A 15257-nucleotide genomic window follows, 5' to 3' on the forward strand; every position below is an offset into this window, starting at 1 on the left:
TAGTCCCTGTCACAGAGCAGATAAGGCTCGAATCAACCCAGACAAGCACAGCGTAGGCCATTTGCCATCTGAGTGACGGGGAATTTATTGCCGTCAGGTCTGCTGCAGATGCCCATACAACTTGGCATACAACCCACCCTCGGCAATCAGCTGCTGGTGATCGCCGTCCTCGGCCACATGCCCGCCATCGAACACCAGCACCCGGTCGGCCTGCTTCACGGCCGACAAACGGTGGGCGATGATCAGCGTGGTACGGCCACTGAGGAACCGCGCCAAGGCCTGGTGCAGGTTGTACTCAGTGGCCGCGTCCAGCGCCGAAGTTGCCTCGTCGAGGATGACCACCTTCGGCTCGGCCAGAACCATGCGGGCAATCGCCAGGCGCTGGCGCTGCCCACCCGAAAGACGCACACCCGAGCGGCCGACCACGCTGTCCAGCCCTTGCGGCAACGCGGCGATAGTGGCGTCCAGCTGGGCGATGCGCAGTGCCTGCCAGCAGGCTTCATCGCTGCTTTCGCGCCCCATGGTCAGGTTGGCGCGCACGCTGTCGTTGAACAAGGAGGGATGCTGCAGCACCACAGCCACATGCTCGCGCAAGGTTTCCAGGCCGATTTCCTGCAGGCTGGCACCGCCAAAGCGGATGGTCCCGGCCTGGGCGCTGTAGAGGCCCAGCAGCAGTTGCACCAGGGTGCTCTTGCCGCCGCCACTGGCGCCGACGATCGCGACCTTTTCGCCCGGGGCGATGGACAGGTCGAGGTGCTCGAGCACCGGCTCGTCGGCATAGGCAAAGCGCAGGTCGCGCACCTCGATACCGACCGTTTCACGGCCCGCGAACGGGTCGCTCGCGCCTGGGTACTGCGGCTCGTCGTCACGCGCCAGCAGCTCATTGAGGCGGCTCAATGCGCCACCGGCGGCGTAGTACGCATATTGCAGGTTGAGCAGTTGCTCGACCGGGCCAATCATGAACCATAGGTAGCTGAACACCGCCAGCATCTGGCCGATCGACAGGTCGGAGAACAGCACCGTGAGCATCGCCGCGGCACGGAAAATGTCGATACCGAACTGGAACAGCAGGCCACTGGCGCGGCCGCTCGCGTCGCTCTTCCACTGCGAGTCCACGGCATAGTCGCGCACCTCGCGGGCACGCACGCCAAGGCGCCCGAGGAAGTAGCCCTGACGGTTGCTGGCACGGATCTCCTGGATGGCATCCAAGGTTTCCGCCAACGCCTGGGTAAAACGCGACGTGCTGTCGTTTTCGAGCTTTTTCAGGTGTTTGACGCGCTTGCCCAGCTGCACGGTGAAGTAGATCACCAGCGGGTTGAACAGCAGGATCAGCAGGGCCAGCTTCCAGTGCATCCACATCAGGATCGCCGCCGTGCCGGTCAGGGTCAGCATCGCGACCAGGAAGCGGCTCAGTGTTTCGCCGACGAACTTGTCGAGGGTATCCAGGTCGGTGACCAGGTGCGTCGTGACGGTGCCGCTGCCAAGGCTTTCGTATTCTTTGAGGGAAATACGCTTGAGCCGCTCGATCAGGCGGATGCGCAGACGGTACACGATGTCCTTGGCCAGCCCGGCGAACAGTTTCGCCTGCACAACGTTGAACGCAAGCGCAGCAAGGCGCAGGGACAGCGTAACGACCAGCATCAGGCCAATGTAGCCGGCCGCCACCTGCCACCCATCAGGCAGCAGATGGTTCATGAACTTCAGTGCGGCATCACCGTGGCCAAGCAGCACTTCGTCTACCAGCAGCGGCAACAACAAGGGGATGGGTACACTGCAGCAGGCCGCCAGCACAGCGACCAGGTTGGCGGTCCAGAGGTTTTTCTTGTGGTGCAGCGCCAGGCGGCGGATTTCTGCCCAGCTCAGTCGGTCAGGCGCAGCAGCGGGCTTCCCTGGCACAGGGTCTGGCGACCCTGGCAAATCAAGCACAGGCGGCCTGCTGTAGCCAGCGAGCAAGTAAGGGTTGCAGGCTCTCCAGCGGCTGGTAGCCATTGGTCAGCAGGGCCAGTTGGCCGTTGCGCTCGGCCAGCAGCGTGGGGAAGCCGGCGATGCCCAGGTCCTGCACCCAGCTGAAATCGGCCGCGGTGGCAGCGCGGGTGTCGGCACTGGCAAAGGCTTCGGCAAACGCCGCACGATCAAAGCCGGCCTGCTCGGCCTGCTCGACCAGTTGCGGTGCTGTGGTGACGTCCAGGCCTCGCTCATAGAACCCACGCTGGATCGACGCCAGCAATGGCCAGACCCGCTCAGCATCAAGCTCGCGGGCAGCCACCAGGGCGCGGCAGGCCGGTTCGGTGTCGTAGACGAACCCATCAGGCATGGCGCCGTCGAAACGAAACGGCTGGCCGGTGGCGTCGGCCACCGCCTGCCAATGCTCGAGAATGTATTTGCGGGTAGAGGCGTCCAGCGCGGTGCCGCCAGTACGCAAACCACCCGGTATGAGGCGGGTAGGCACGCCCGCTTCACGTGCCTGGGCGATCAAGGCCGCAGCGACGGGTGCGAACCCCCAGCACCAGGAGCACATCGGGTCCATCACATAGAGCAGGCGTGCAGTCATGCATCAGGCCTCGGCTTTGTAGTTGTAACCGATCGGGTGCGGCAGGTTGCGCGCCTTGGCCAGTTCGATCTGCTTCTGCCGGTCGATGGCACTGCGCCGGGTCTTCTCACTAAGGCTGTCCCAGCAGTGCGGGCAGCTCACGCCGGGCGAATAGTGCTCGGACGCACGGTCTTCGACGTTGATCGGGTGGCGGCAGGCATGGCACTGGTCGTATTCGCCTTCGCTCAGGTCATGGCGCACCGTGACGCGGTTGTCGAAGACAAAGCAGTCGCCGTCCCAGAGGCTTTGTTCCTGAGGCACTTCCTCGAAGTATTTCAGGATGCCGCCCTTAAGATGATAGACCGACTCGAAGCCTTCACCGAGCATGTAGCTGGAGGCTTTTTCGCAGCGGATGCCGCCGGTGCAGAACATGGCCACCTTCTTGTGCTTGCTCGGGTCGAAGTTGGCCTTGATGTACTCGGGGAATTCGCGGAAGGTCTCGGTCTTTGGGTCGATGGCGCCCTTGAAGGTGCCGATGGCCACTTCGTAGTCGTTGCGGGTGTCGATCAACAGCACTTCAGGGTCGCTGATCAGGGCATTCCAGTCCTTGGGCTCGACATAGGTGCCGACCGCCTGGTTCGGGTCCACCCCCGGCACCCCAAGGGTGACGATCTCTTTCTTGAGCTTGACCTTGGTGCGGTAGAACGGCTGCTCGTCGCAGTAGGATTCCTTGTGATCCACATCCACCAGGCGCGGGTCGTTGCGCAGCCAGGCGAGCAGGCCGTCGATGCCTTCGCGGGTGGCCGAGACGGTGCCGTTGATGCCTTCATTGGCCAGCAGCAGGGTACCTTTGACACCGTTGTCGAGCATGGCCTTGAGCAGCGGCTCGCGCAGCTCGACGTAGTCTTGCAAGGTGACGAACTTATACAGCGCCGCCACGACGATGGGTTGAGTCATTGCGTTGAATCTCCAGGTGGTTGCCCTCGTAAGGGGCGGACCGGGGTCACATGAAACAGGGGGCAGTTGCGCAGGCCATCGCCGACGAGGCGACGCCTACAGGTACGGCGCACCTCTTGAGAAGTGCACTGTATCTACAGGAGCCGGCTCGCCGGCGATGGGCCGCGCAGCGGCCCCCTTGGGATGGTGCGCAGTGTACCAGAACGACGGAAAGGATTCAGTGCTTGGCGCCACCTGCACACACAGGCGAAGCCGGTGCGGCCCCCACCTGTGCCCACTCCTGGGCGGTGTAGGTATGGATGGCCAGGGCATGGATCTGCTGCATCAGCTCACCCATGGTGGCGTAGACCTTCTGGTGGCGCTTGACGCTGTTGAGCCCGGCAAACTGCTCGCTGACGATCACCGCCTTGTAGTGGGTCTCTTGGCCACGGCTGTGCATGTGGCTTTCGTTGAGCACTTCAAGGTGCTGCGGCGCCAGGCCGGCCAGCTGCTGCTCGATGCGTTGCTGCATGGTCATCGGGTATTACTCACTTCTTCGCCGGGGCTACGGCCTTGCCGGCGGTCGGGTCCAGTTCCTTGGTCATGTCTTCGAGCAGCTTGTTGACCACCGGTACCGCAGGTTCCAGGCTTTGCTGGGTCAGCTGGGCCGACTGCTGGGTAACCTTGGGCATTTCACGCAGGACTTTCTTGCCCAGCGGCGATTCGTAGAATTTGACCAGGTCCTTGAGCTCCTGCTCGGTGAAGGTCTGGGTGTACAGGTCGACCATCTTCGGTTTCAGCTTGTTCCAACCGATGGCGTTGTCCAGCGCGGCGTTGGCCTTGGCCTGGTAGCTCTCCAGCACCGGTTGCTTGGACGACGGGGCCTTGGTCTGGGCGAAGCGCTGAGCGAACATCTGCTGGACCTGCATGTACACCGGGGTGCCCAGCTTGTCGGCGTTGGCCAGGGTCAGGAATTTCTCGGCGGCAGCGTTATGGCTGGCGGTGGCAGCGAGTACCTGGCCGCTGGCACAGGCCAGGGCGACGGCAGCACAGAGGACACGGAGACGGGTCATTGCATTTCCTTCAAGGAGGGGAGGCGGTACCTCAGAGTAGAGCATTCTGCTCCCGCCAGGGCGCAGTGCTCAAGTGGCACGACGAGCGATTGAACCGCTCGGTCGCATGAGGGCCTAAACTGCTGATTCTGACTGACAAAGGAGTGAACGCAGCATGAGCCGTATCGAGACAGACAGCCTGGGCCCGGTCGAAGTTCCGGAAGACGCCTACTGGGGCGCGCAGACCCAGCGCTCGCTGATCAACTTTGCCATTGGCAAGGAACGCATGCCGCTCGCGGTGCTGCACGCCCTGGCCCTGATCAAGAAGGCTGCAGCCAGGGTCAACGACCGCAATGGCGACCTGCCGGCTGACATTGCCCGGCTGATCGAACAGGCCGCCGACGAAGTGCTGGACGGCGAGCACAACGACCAATTCCCGCTGGTGGTGTGGCAAACCGGCAGCGGCACGCAGAGCAACATGAACGTCAACGAGGTGATCGCCGGGCGGGCCAATGAACTGGCCGGCAAGGGCCGTGGGGGCAAGGCGCCAGTGCACCCCAATGACCACGTCAACCGCTCGCAGAGTTCCAATGACTGCTTCCCCACCGCCATGCACATCGCCGCCGCCCAAGCGGTGCATGACGACCTGCTGCCGGCGATCGCCGAGCTGTCCTCGGGGCTGGCCGAGTTGTCGGCTCGTCACCACAAACTGGTCAAGACCGGCCGCACCCACATGATGGATGCCACGCCGATCACCTTCGGCCAGGAAGTTTCCGCCTTCGTCGCTCAGCTTGACTATGCCCAGCGTGCGATCCGCGCCACCTTGCCGGCAGTATGCGAACTGGCTCAGGGGGGCACGGCCGTCGGCACCGGGCTCAATGCCCCGCATGGCTTTGCCGAAGCCATTGCGGCCGAGCTGGCCGCCCTCTCCGGCTTGCCGTTCGTCACCGCGCCGAACAAGTTCGCCGCCCTCGCCGGTCACGAACCGCTGACCAGCCTGGCGGGCGCGTTGAAGACCCTGGCAGTGGCCTTGATGAAAATCGCCAACGACCTGCGCCTGCTCGGCTCTGGCCCCCGCGCGGGGCTTGCCGAGGTGCGCCTGCCGGCCAATGAGCCGGGCAGTTCGATCATGCCGGGCAAGGTCAACCCGACCCAATGCGAGGCGCTCTCAATGCTGGCCTGCCAGGTGCTGGGCAACGACGCGGCCATCGGCTTCGCCGCCAGCCAGGGGCATTTGCAGCTGAACGTGTTCAAGCCGGTGATCATCCATAACCTGTTGCAATCGATCGAACTGCTTGCCGATGGCTGCCGCAACTTCCAGCAGCACTGCGTGGCGGGCATCGAGCCGGATGCAGAGCAGATGGCGGCACATCTGGAGCGCGGGCTGATGCTGGTAACAGCGTTGAACCCCCATATTGGCTATGACAAGGCAGCGGAAATTGCCAAGAAGGCCTACGCCGAAGGCAAGACATTGCGCGAGGCGGCGCTGGAGTTGAAGTACCTTACCAACGAGCAGTTCGATCAATGGGTACGGCCGGACAAGATGCTCGCACCGGGTGGCAAGGGCTAGATTCATCTGTTGCCTCGCGCGGTTCTAGCGCGGGACAAAACCCCGCTCACAGGTTCACCACAAGACCCAAGTAGTGTGATGAACCTGGAGCAACCACCTCATTTCTCAGGCAATTCTTTTACGATGAGGTTGTCGAGCACCAACAGGGCATTGTCCTCCTCCGTGTCGACAACCAGCGTCAACACCTCAGGGCCGTCGATGATCAGCTCCTTGGTGCCGAAATGCATGGTCGGCCCCGGGCCCTCTTCCGACAACTCTTCATGCTCACCAGCGATCTCAGTCTGGACCCCGCAATAACTGGTGCATCCCCAGGCGAAGGTGACCAGTCGACGCCCGCCACCTTCGAGGACCAGCTTGATCGATGAATCGGCTTCCAGATGATGGCCCTTGATCAGCTCCTCGCCGCCTTCGCGCGGTTTGTCGCTGACGCCTCGGGTGACCCGGCTGAGCTGGAATTCGACGCCGTGAGCAAGCAGACGCGCATAGTGCCCGGGCGTCACGTCTTCGAAATCGATGCGAGGTGTAGGTGTCGGCCGGCCCACGGCCTGATCCTGTTCGTCATAGCTGAAGCTCATGCTGCCAGACCGGTCGGTGGGGAATCGCACACTGATCACCGGCACCCGTTGTTCGTAAAGCTGGTGGTAACGAATCTGGTCGTATTGGGCCTTGGCCAGGGCTTCGCGCTCGCCTTGCACATAGAAGAACGAATGCACCGGCAGCACGCCCCCTTGGCCCTTCTCCCACGCCGGTAGCAGTACTTCGTTGTTGATCGACCAGTGCGCGTCGGCCATGCCTTGGCGAGCCCGCAGGGCGGTGTTGAACGCATGGGCCGACGCTGCGGTGGGTTGCCGAAGGTCCCAACCACACACCCTGTAGTTGCTGGCTTGCGGATACTTGTCCAGCCATTGCTGCGCCGTGTTCACCCCCAGGGCCTGGCAGGTATCGGTGGTTTCTTCGAAGCCGCTGATCGGGCCGCAGCCTTGCAGGGTCGGGCGTTGATTGGTATTGGCATTGATGGGGAACGTGCAGAGCACGTTCAACGCGGCAAGGCTGCCAGGCGGCGCGTACTGGGGCGGGTACAGCACCAGCCCATTCTGGTTACCGAAGGGCCTGCCGAAGGTGCTGTCACGGCGTACCCACGAAAACGCTATGCTGCCCTTTTCGAGCTGACTGTCGGTCGGCTCCCATGGCAGGAAACCGGTGCTGCTGGTCGTCGTCCGCAGCGCGATGCCACTGCACAAGTAGCCGGGTTTGTCCGGGCCACCGCAATCATCGGTGACGCTGTTGTACCAGGTATTGAGTTGATCCACTGCCGTCTTCGCGCGCTCGCTGAGCGTTCGTGTCGCATCAGCGGCCAGTAGCGGTGGGGCCGAAAGGGTAATCAGCAGTGCAGCGATCGGTCGGCACAGGTTCCTCATGACGGATTTCCTTTGTCATCCAGGGAATGTCAGCCGATTAGCTCACTCATGACACGTTGGCGCTACTGGCAGAAATAACAGGGCGCTGTGCGTTTGCGGGTAAACCGGCTCATCCGCAAGAGGCCCTGGCAGGCAATCAAGCAACCCAGGCCCTCCTCGCCCGCCACCCGGCTACAAGCGAGGGCCCCACCGCCACCAGCGTGGACCCCAACACCACAGTCACCGCCCCCACATACCCCAAGGCATTGATGTCCTCGGCCTGCACATAGTCAGGCCACACCCAGGCCGCCAGCGCCACTGCGACGAAGGTCACCAGCGGCGTCATCGCCAGCGTTGCACTCACCCGCGAGGCTTCCCAGTGCGCCAGCGCCTCGGCAAACGCGCCATAAGCGACCAGCGTGTTCAAGCAACAGGCCAGCAACAGCCAGCCTTGCAACGGGCTCAGTTGCAGCGCCTCCAACGGGTGAACCCAAGGCGTCAGCAGCGCGGCGCAGCTAAGGTAGATCACCATCATCACCTGCTGCGAATGCCACACCGTCAGCAACTGCTTCTGGCTCAGGGCGTAAAACACCCAGATGCTGGTCGCCAGCAAGATGGTCAGGACGCCGGTCGTGTAGGTGCCCAGCGAGGTCAGCAGCTCTTCCAGCCGCTGGTTGAAGAACAAGCCAAACCCCACCAGCAGGATCAGAAGGCCTAAGCCCTGCCCCAGGCTGAAGCGCTCGCGAAACACGAACACGCTGGCCACCAGCAACAGTACCGGCCCGACTTGTACCACCAACTGCGCGGTGCCTGGGCTTAACAGGTTCAGGCCGATCAGGTACAGCACGTAGTTGCCCATCAGGCCAAGCACAGCCACGAGCAACAGGCCCTTGCCCTTGGACGACAATGTGCGCAAGGAAGGCAAACGCCGCCGAGCCGCCAGCCAGGCAAACAGCAGCCCGCCGGAAACCAGCAGGCGGTACCAGGTGACGGTGATCGGGTCCACCACTTGCAGCACCTGCTTGAGCTTGATGGGCAGGATGCCCCAAAGCAATGCGGTCAAAAGTGCCAGGAACAAGCCATAGCCCCAGCGGCCGGAAGTGGTGTGCATAGCGTCCTCGATCAAGCCCGTGGTGGGGGTGTCTGGATTCTACGGGCTTGGAGGGCGGGTACGGTGGCCAATGCCGAGAAAAGAATTCATCAGGTCATTCTTCTACGGCATGGCTTGCGGGCTTACTTCTTGTCCTTGGCAAACGCGGCCTCAAGCGCCTGGGTGATGGTGCGCAACACTTTCACCCGCGCCCAACGCTTGTCATTGGCTTCCACCAGCGTCCACGGGGCAATCTCGCTGCTGGTGCGGTCGACCATGTCGCCCACCGCGGTGGTGTATTCGTCCCACTTGTCGCGGTTGCGCCAGTCATCCTCGGTGATCTTGTAGCGTTTGAATGGAATCTGCTCGCGCTCTTGGAAACGTTCAAGTTGTGTCTGCTGGTCGATTGCCAGCCAGAACTTGACTACCACAACCCCGGCATTCACCAACTGCTCTTCAAAGTCATTGATCTCGCTGTAGGCGCGCATCCAGTCAGCCGGGCTGCAAAAACCTTCCACCCGCTCCACCAGGACCCGGCCATACCAGGAACGGTCGAAGATGGTGAACTTGCCACGCGCCGGAATATGCCGCCAGAACCGCCACAGGTACGGCTGCGCGCGCTCTTCTTCAGTGGGCGCGGCGATCGGCACGATGCGATACTGGCGCGGGTCCAGCGCCGCCGCCACGCGGCGGATCGCACCGCCCTTGCCGGCGGCATCGTTGCCCTCGAATACCGCCACCAGTGCGTGCCGACGCATGCGTTTGTCACGCAGCAGGCCGGCCAGCCGGGCCTGTTCGGTGACCAGTTGTTCCTGATAGTCAGACTTGTCCAGACGCAGGGTCATGTCCAGGGCGCCGAGCAGGCTACGGTCGTCGATGCTGTGGCCCAGCGGGGCCACGTTGCCCTTGTGCTTACCCTTAGGGTTGTTGGCCAGCGCGGCTTGCAGGCTTTCCAACAGAATGCGCCCCACCGCCAGGCTGCGGTAGTTCGGGTCGACCCCTTCGACGATATGCCACGGTGCATAGTCGCGGCTGGTACGGCGCAGCACGCGTTCGCCAAAACGTACAAAGCGGTCGTAGGTTTCGGACTGCTGCCAGTCCAGTGGGCTGATCTTCCAGCTGTGCAGCGGGTCGTCTTTGAGGGATTTCAGGCGCGCTTTCATCTGTTTCTTGGACAGGTGGAACCAGAACTTGATGATCAACGCACCTTCATCGCAGAGCATCTGCTCCAGGCGCTCGGCGCCCGTGATGGCCTGGTCGAGCACGGCATCCTTGAACACCCCATGCACCCGCCCCTGCAGCATCTGGCTGTACCAGTTGCCGAAGAACACCCCCATCCGCCCCTTGGGTGGCAACGCCCGCCAATAGCGCCACGCAGGTGGCCGGGCCAGCTCTTCATCAGTCTGCTGATCGAAGGTGAGCACATCGATCATGCGCGGGTCCATCCACTCGTTGAGCAGTTTTACCGTCTCACCCTTGCCGGCGCCTTCGATGCCGTTGATCAGCACGATCACCGGGAAGCGCGCCTGCTGCTTGAGTTCGTACTGGGCTTCGAGCAGGGCCTCGCGCAAAGCGGGCACCTCGGCGTCGTAAGCCTCCTTGTCGATACTGTGGCCGATTTCGGCAGATTCGAACATGCACTGGCTCCTTCAATGGATAAGCAAGACTAGCGGATTTAACTGGCGCCTGTACCGGCCCTCTCGCTGGCTTGCCAGCGAGAGGGCCGGTACAGCCTGCGCAAACCCTTCAGATGTCATAAAATCCTGCCATCCGCTGCAACCGAGCCAACCATGTCCACCCTCCTCCAGCACGCCCAGATCGATTGGGACGACCACGGCCGCCCCCATTCGCGGCAATACGACGACGTCTATTTCGCGGTCAACGAAGGCATCGAAGAAACCAAGCACGTGTTCCTCGGCCAGACCCGTCTGGCCGAGCGCTGTGCCGACCTTGCGCCCCACACCTGCCTGGTGATCGGCGAAACCGGTTTTGGCACCGGCATGAACTTCTTCTGCGCCTGGCAGCTGTTCGACGAGCACGCACACAGCAATGCGCGTTTGCATTTCGTCAGTGTCGAGAAATACCCCCTCGGCCACGAAGACATGCTCCGTGCTGCACGCCTGTGGCCAGACCTGGCCGCCTACACCGAGCCCCTGCTGGAGCAGTACGTGGCCGTGCACCCGGGGTTCCAGCAGTTCACGTTCGCTGATGGCCGGGTCACACTCACCCTGTTGATCGGCGATGTGCTGGAACAGCTGCCGCAACTCGATGCGCAGATCGACGTGTGGTTCCTCGATGGCTTTGCCCCCGCCAAGAACCCGGACATGTGGACCCCGGCGCTGTTCGCGCAACTGGCGCGCCTGTCCCACCCTCGCACGGTGCTGGGCACCTTCACCACCACCGGCTGGGTACGCCGCAGCCTAGTCGAAGCCGGCTTCGCCATGAAGAAGGTGCCGGGTATCGGCAAGAAGTGGGAGGTAATGAGCGGCGCTTACGTCGGCCCTCTGCCCTGCCCCGGCGCGCCTTGGTACGCGCGCCCAGCGGTTGTCCAGGGGCCGCGTGACGCGCTGGTGATCGGTGCCGGTCTGGCCGGCAGCGCCAGCGCTGCCAGCCTGGCCCGCCGAGGGTGGCAGGTCACCGTGCTGGAGCGCCACCAGGCCCCGGCCCAGGAAGCGTCGGGCAACCCGCAAGGTGTGCTGTACCTCAAGCTGTCTGCCCATGGCACCGCGCTTTCGCAAATGATCCTGTCCGGCTTCGGCTACACCCGGCGCCAGCTCGAGCGCTTGCAGCGTGGCCACGACTGGGAGGCCTGCGGCGTGCTGCAGCTGGCCTTCGACAGCAAGGAGGCCGAACGCCAAGGCAAGCTGGCTGCCGCCTTCGACCACGGCCTGCTGCACGCCCTGGAGCGCGCCGAGGCCGAATCCATCGCCGGGGTGGCCTTGCCGGCCGGCGGCTTGTTCTACCCCGAAGGTGGCTGGGTGCACCCGCCGGCGCTGTGCCAACAGCAATTACAGCACCCGCGTATTCGCCTGCTGACACACCAGGAGGTCATCGAGCTGCGCAAAGTCGATGACCACTGGCAAGCCTGGGCAGGCGAGCGACTGCTGGCCAGCGCGCCGCTGGTGGTCCTGGCCGCAGCCGCCGAAGTGCGGCGCTTCGAGCCGTGCGCGCAATTGCCGCTCAAGCGTATCCGGGGGCAGATCACCCGGTTGCCGGCAACCGACGCCAGCCGCACACTGCGCACGGTGGTGTGTGCCGACGGCTATGTCGCGCCGCCCCGGGGTCATGAGCATACCCTGGGGGCGAGCTTCGACTTCCAAAGTGAGGACCTGAGGCCGACCGTGGCAGAGCACCAGAGCAACCTGGCGCTGCTGAATGACATTTCCACGGACCTGGCCCAGCGCCTCGACAGTGCGGCCCTTGACCCCGCGCAGTTGCAGGGGCGCGCCGCGTTTCGCTGCACCAGCCCGGACTATTTACCGATAGTCGGGCCGCTGGCCGACCCGGCTGCGTTTGCCAAGGCGTATGCGGCGTTGGGCAAAGATGCGCGGCAGGTGCCAGAAGTACCCTGCCCCTGGCTGGACGGTTTGTACGTGAACAGCGGCCATGGCTCGCGGGGGCTGATCACGGCACCGCTGTCGGGCGAATTGATCGCAGCCTGGGCGAGTGGCGAGCCCTTGCCGTTACCGCGAGCGGTGGCCGAAGCATGCCATCCAAACCGCTTCGGCTTGCGCAAACTCATCCGGGGCAAGTGACCAGCGCTATCCTAGCGTTCTACTGCTTATAACAGATCGATCTAAAACTCTCACAATTCGCTCAGGTCAGTTCCTTACAGGTGCCCTAATCCGGGGCACTGATTCCCCAACGGAAAAACCGGTAAGGACCTATGTGCGGATTAGCAGGAGGATTGGGAAAGGGGGTTTTAAAGGGCTGCGGGGGCCATAAATCCCCCTGATTCCCCCATAAAAAACCTGTTTTGGTACAAAAAATGGTACGAGATATCCGCTCATCAAATCGTTCTTTACCCCACCTATACCAAGGCGCCGATGACAACTGGGCACGGCACTAAGTATTCCCAAAACGGCTGCGCGTCTGGGTGAGGTAGGCCCTGCCAATACCGGTTCGCGTGCCAGACCTTCCTGACCTCCGAGTACCTGGCGTCGAGCAACCCCATGTCAGCTCGAAATGCTCCTGGAGAGTTCAGCTGATAGATATTGCATGGGTAGTTCCCATATGTGCCAGCAAACAACCGAGCTGCATCAATGGTGTCAACTGCGAAGATGGATTGATATCTGGATGGCCTGTCTGGATATTTGGCTTGCCTTACTAACTCGAACAGCATTTCAGTATTCGCGTCAGTAACACTGTCGCCACTTGGCATGCTAGCAAGATACCGATCACCATGACGCGATATCCCTCCCGGACAAAACTCCTTGATTAGATCCGCAATTGCTTGTGGGTTTATGTCCTGGTGCTCGACGAGGCCACACTCCATTCCTGATGCCAAAGCGCCCAGGCGATCAACTGTGTACAGGTCCATCTGATTACTCCGATCCCAAAGCTGTCAATGGTAAACAGCGAGTTAGCCTTTGGCCATCATCGTGCATGATTTCGGCTATAGCCTACCCTTTCGGACTCCATCGTACTCCTGCTCGCATTGATGTCCGGCTATTCGGGCTTGGTCATACGCTTTCGCCAACTCTCGATTCGTGTCGACAGACCGCTCGAGCAATTCGGAGAGCACCATTGCGGCGCGGGTGGCTGCCTGGCCTCTGGTGACAGCGGCGGTATCCGTGCCGGGGCAACTGACGGCGGCGGCGAGCTTGGCGCTTTCATCGCGCAGCCGCTGACCAGCAGCATCGGCGCCATCAGCGCCAGCATCAGCAATCGTTCGTTCTTCCTGGGCATGGGCTCGCGCCTCCTCCTGCGCCTGGGCGCGTCGTTGTTCTTCCTGGCGGGCCGCTCGCTCGCCGATCACCTCGGCCAAGCGATCGCCACTGTCCCGTTGGGCTGATGCAGCGGCGGCCTCGGCCCGCTCTACCGCCCGGCCGTGCTGGTACGTCAGCCAGTAGGTGCCCAGCAGCACCAGCAGCGCGATTGATCTGATTGCCCAGGACTTCATGCCAGCACCCCGCCTAACTTCGCCCACTGCGCCAGCAGCTTGTCCAGGCGGTGCGGGTTTTGCTGGTAGTTGTTCCCGGGAAAGCTGGCCCAGATATTCGAGCACTTGGCGATCGCCTGCTCGACGCGGCCTGCCTTGATGTCATCCAGCGCTCGGCGTTCTCGGATCTGCTGTAGGGCGATGCGATCCTGGTTCTCAGGCGTGAATCCGCCCGCCAGGCGCAGGCTTGACCGGTACGCATCCCAGTAACGCTCAAGCAGCTGGTACCGGCCCGCAGCGGTACTGGTGACCAGCTTGCCGTTGATGGGGAAGGTCAGCTTGCGCCGCGGGTGATCGGCATAGCCCTGGAACAGGCCGCCGCCGTACAGCACGTTGTAGCCATCGTCGCTGGTCTTCACGGTAGAGGTGCCTTCCGAGAAGGCGATCAGGTCCAGGAAGTGGAGCACGTTCGCGCCACCGGCCTGGGCCTCAGTAAGTTGGGCCATAGGTTTTCTCCAGGCAAAAAGAAGCCCGCACGAAGCGGGCTGTGGTGTCCAGTGGGTTCGGTCAGGCTTCCGGTGCCTCGGTGGGCGGCTCTGGTTCGGCCGGGTCCTTGGCGGTGACGGTCACCTTGGCGCTGTAGTCCTTCAGCACCTTGGCGGTAAAGACTTGGGCTGCCGGAAACTGGCTCAGGATCTCCCGCGCACGAGCATCAGCTTCTTCCTGTGTGGCATGGCGGTAGTTATTAGCGGAATCGAAGTTGTTGCTCAGATTGATAGCGACGTAAGGCATGGATGTTTCCTCTTCGTTGATGATTATCTAAATGGAAATGGGTAATCGGATGCTCGAATTACAAGCGCTTGTGGTTGGCGATCTGTTGGAATATCGAACCATGATGTATTTGAGTTACCGAAGGTGGTGGCTGTTGTTGCTACTGCCGGACTGAAAAAGAACCGAACTCCATTTTGAGACCCGCCACACCCCTCGCTCGCACCAACTCGATACAATCCATCGCCAACATCTGATCCTTGATTCAAGCCGCAACTCCTAGAGAATGTAAGGCAAGCAGCTAGTTCGCCGCTAACACTCCCGACAAAGACGGCCCCTTTGGGTTGTCTGAAATCAGAGCCTGACCACTCTCTACCAGATGTTTCATTTGCACCACCCACATACGGGGTTGCTCGAGAGTCAGCGCCCGGGACTTGAGTTGGATTGATTGGTGGCGGGTTCACAGTTGCCACTATGTTCAGTGGCGGCATGCCTGTTGTGAAACTCACCCTCCCGGATGCGTCGTAACATTCCATGCCGCTCCTCTCACCCACATCGCGCATCAGATCGAATACGAATGCCTTGGTGCCAGGCGTGCAGCCTTGGAAGTACAGGGTTCGTACATCCCCACTTATGCTTTCACCGCAAGGCTTCCCGTCACCCACCAAGAAAACGATCGGGGAAACCGCGCCGGTTACCGTGATCCCGCATATGGGGTCAAGCAAATTCAGATAAGACCAGCTGCTTTCCTCATTGGGTGGGAGGTTTGCGGAGCGGATATAGTACCGGCCCCATCTATCAACCAAATTTAGG

At 62.1% G+C, this 15257-nt stretch carries 13 protein-coding genes; 2 read left to right on the forward strand and 11 right to left on the reverse strand.

What is annotated here, in order from left to right; translation table 11 throughout:
- Positions 1-93 precede the first annotated feature (93 nt).
- The 5 genes from L6D80_RS17960 to L6D80_RS17980 form a co-directional block, all read right to left on the reverse strand.
- Complete coding sequence (locus L6D80_RS17960; protein WP_176512788.1) at positions 94-1926, reverse strand: ABC transporter ATP-binding protein; 1833 nt, start codon at positions 1924-1926, stop codon at positions 94-96.
- Positions 1919-2551: a DsbA family protein gene (locus L6D80_RS17965; RefSeq protein ID WP_054900477.1), complete on the reverse strand. Its 633-nt coding sequence runs from the start codon at positions 2549-2551 to the stop codon at positions 1919-1921. Before L6D80_RS17965 ends, L6D80_RS17960 begins: the two co-directional genes overlap by 8 nt.
- 3 nt (positions 2552-2554) lie before the next feature.
- Complete coding sequence (trhO, locus tag L6D80_RS17970; protein ID WP_054900478.1) at positions 2555-3487, reverse strand: oxygen-dependent tRNA uridine(34) hydroxylase TrhO; 933 nt, start codon at positions 3485-3487, stop codon at positions 2555-2557.
- A 217-nt stretch (positions 3488-3704) separates the two neighbouring features.
- Positions 3705-4004 carry a BolA family protein gene (locus L6D80_RS17975; RefSeq protein ID WP_054900479.1) on the reverse strand — a complete coding sequence of 100 codons (300 nt, stop codon included), beginning with the start codon at positions 4002-4004 and terminating at the stop codon, positions 3705-3707.
- Positions 4005-4014: 10 nt separating this feature from the next.
- The gene (locus tag L6D80_RS17980; protein ID WP_054900480.1) at positions 4015-4539 is read right to left on the reverse strand and encodes a DUF2059 domain-containing protein; all 525 of its coding nucleotides are present in this window, start codon (positions 4537-4539) and stop codon (positions 4015-4017) included.
- A gap of 154 nt (positions 4540-4693) precedes the next feature.
- Between L6D80_RS17980 and L6D80_RS17985 the strand changes: the two genes are divergently transcribed.
- Positions 4694-6088, forward strand: coding sequence for a class II fumarate hydratase (locus L6D80_RS17985; protein WP_054900481.1), 1395 nt, complete (start codon positions 4694-4696; stop codon positions 6086-6088).
- Positions 6089-6186: 98 nt separating this feature from the next.
- Here the strand turns inward: L6D80_RS17985 and L6D80_RS17990 are convergent, their stop codons facing one another.
- The 3 genes from L6D80_RS17990 to pap form a co-directional block, all read right to left on the reverse strand.
- A complete protein-coding gene (locus L6D80_RS17990; protein WP_176512789.1) occupies positions 6187-7506 on the reverse strand; it encodes a hypothetical protein in 1320 nt (439 codons plus the stop codon).
- A gap of 136 nt (positions 7507-7642) precedes the next feature.
- Positions 7643-8596: a DMT family transporter gene (locus L6D80_RS17995; protein WP_176512790.1), complete on the reverse strand. Its 954-nt coding sequence runs from the start codon at positions 8594-8596 to the stop codon at positions 7643-7645.
- A gap of 122 nt (positions 8597-8718) precedes the next feature.
- Positions 8719-10212 (reverse strand): polyphosphate:AMP phosphotransferase, encoded by a 1494-nt coding sequence (pap, locus tag L6D80_RS18000; protein WP_054900484.1) that lies wholly within the window; start codon positions 10210-10212, stop codon positions 8719-8721.
- A gap of 153 nt (positions 10213-10365) precedes the next feature.
- Here pap and mnmC point away from each other — a divergent pair, with 153 nt between their 5' ends.
- Positions 10366-12330 carry a bifunctional tRNA (5-methylaminomethyl-2-thiouridine)(34)-methyltransferase MnmC2/FAD-dependent 5-carboxymethylaminomethyl-2-thiouridine(34) oxidoreductase MnmC1 gene (gene mnmC, locus L6D80_RS18005; RefSeq protein ID WP_176516043.1) on the forward strand — a complete coding sequence of 655 codons (1965 nt, stop codon included), beginning with the start codon at positions 10366-10368 and terminating at the stop codon, positions 12328-12330.
- 860 nt (positions 12331-13190) lie between these two features.
- On the opposite strand, the gene L6D80_RS18010 is transcribed toward mnmC, so the two are convergent.
- From L6D80_RS18010 to L6D80_RS18020, 3 genes are all read right to left on the reverse strand, one after another.
- Positions 13191-13697 carry a DUF2514 domain-containing protein gene (locus tag L6D80_RS18010; RefSeq protein ID WP_176516041.1) on the reverse strand — a complete coding sequence of 169 codons (507 nt, stop codon included), beginning with the start codon at positions 13695-13697 and terminating at the stop codon, positions 13191-13193.
- Positions 13694-14182 carry a glycoside hydrolase family 24 protein gene (locus L6D80_RS18015; protein WP_176516039.1) on the reverse strand — a complete coding sequence of 163 codons (489 nt, stop codon included), beginning with the start codon at positions 14180-14182 and terminating at the stop codon, positions 13694-13696. The genes L6D80_RS18010 and L6D80_RS18015 overlap by 4 nt, the downstream gene beginning before the upstream one ends.
- Positions 14183-14243: 61 nt before the next feature.
- Positions 14244-14468 (reverse strand): hypothetical protein, encoded by a 225-nt coding sequence (locus L6D80_RS18020; protein WP_176516037.1) that lies wholly within the window; start codon positions 14466-14468, stop codon positions 14244-14246.
- Positions 14469-15257 lie beyond the last annotated feature (789 nt).

Origin of the sequence: Pseudomonas ceruminis (assembly GCF_021602025.1) — a bacterium.
In the GTDB taxonomy this organism is placed as follows: Bacteria; Pseudomonadota; Gammaproteobacteria; order Pseudomonadales; family Pseudomonadaceae; genus Aquipseudomonas; species Aquipseudomonas ceruminis.

Coding starts and splice junctions, on each gene's coding strand:
- L6D80_RS17965 (WP_054900477.1), bottom strand. CDS start 2,551: ATGACTGCACGCCTGCTCTATGTGATGGACCCGATGTGCTCCTGGTGC.
- trhO (WP_054900478.1), bottom strand. CDS start 3,487: ATGACTCAACCCATCGTCGTGGCGGCGCTGTATAAGTTCGTCACCTTG.
- L6D80_RS17975 (WP_054900479.1), bottom strand. CDS start 4,004: ATGACCATGCAGCAACGCATCGAGCAGCAGCTGGCCGGCCTGGCGCCG.
- L6D80_RS17980 (WP_054900480.1), bottom strand. CDS start 4,539: ATGACCCGTCTCCGTGTCCTCTGTGCTGCCGTCGCCCTGGCCTGTGCC.
- L6D80_RS17985 (WP_054900481.1), top strand. CDS start 4,694: ATGAGCCGTATCGAGACAGACAGCCTGGGCCCGGTCGAAGTTCCGGAA.
- L6D80_RS17990 (WP_176512789.1), bottom strand. CDS start 7,506: ATGAGGAACCTGTGCCGACCGATCGCTGCACTGCTGATTACCCTTTCG.
- L6D80_RS17995 (WP_176512790.1), bottom strand. CDS start 8,596: ATGCACACCACTTCCGGCCGCTGGGGCTATGGCTTGTTCCTGGCACTT.
- pap (WP_054900484.1), bottom strand. CDS start 10,212: ATGTTCGAATCTGCCGAAATCGGCCACAGTATCGACAAGGAGGCTTAC.
- mnmC (WP_176516043.1), top strand. CDS start 10,366: ATGTCCACCCTCCTCCAGCACGCCCAGATCGATTGGGACGACCACGGC.
- L6D80_RS18010 (WP_176516041.1), bottom strand. CDS start 13,697: ATGAAGTCCTGGGCAATCAGATCAATCGCGCTGCTGGTGCTGCTGGGC.
- L6D80_RS18015 (WP_176516039.1), bottom strand. CDS start 14,182: ATGGCCCAACTTACTGAGGCCCAGGCCGGTGGCGCGAACGTGCTCCAC.
- L6D80_RS18020 (WP_176516037.1), bottom strand. CDS start 14,468: ATGCCTTACGTCGCTATCAATCTGAGCAACAACTTCGATTCCGCTAAT.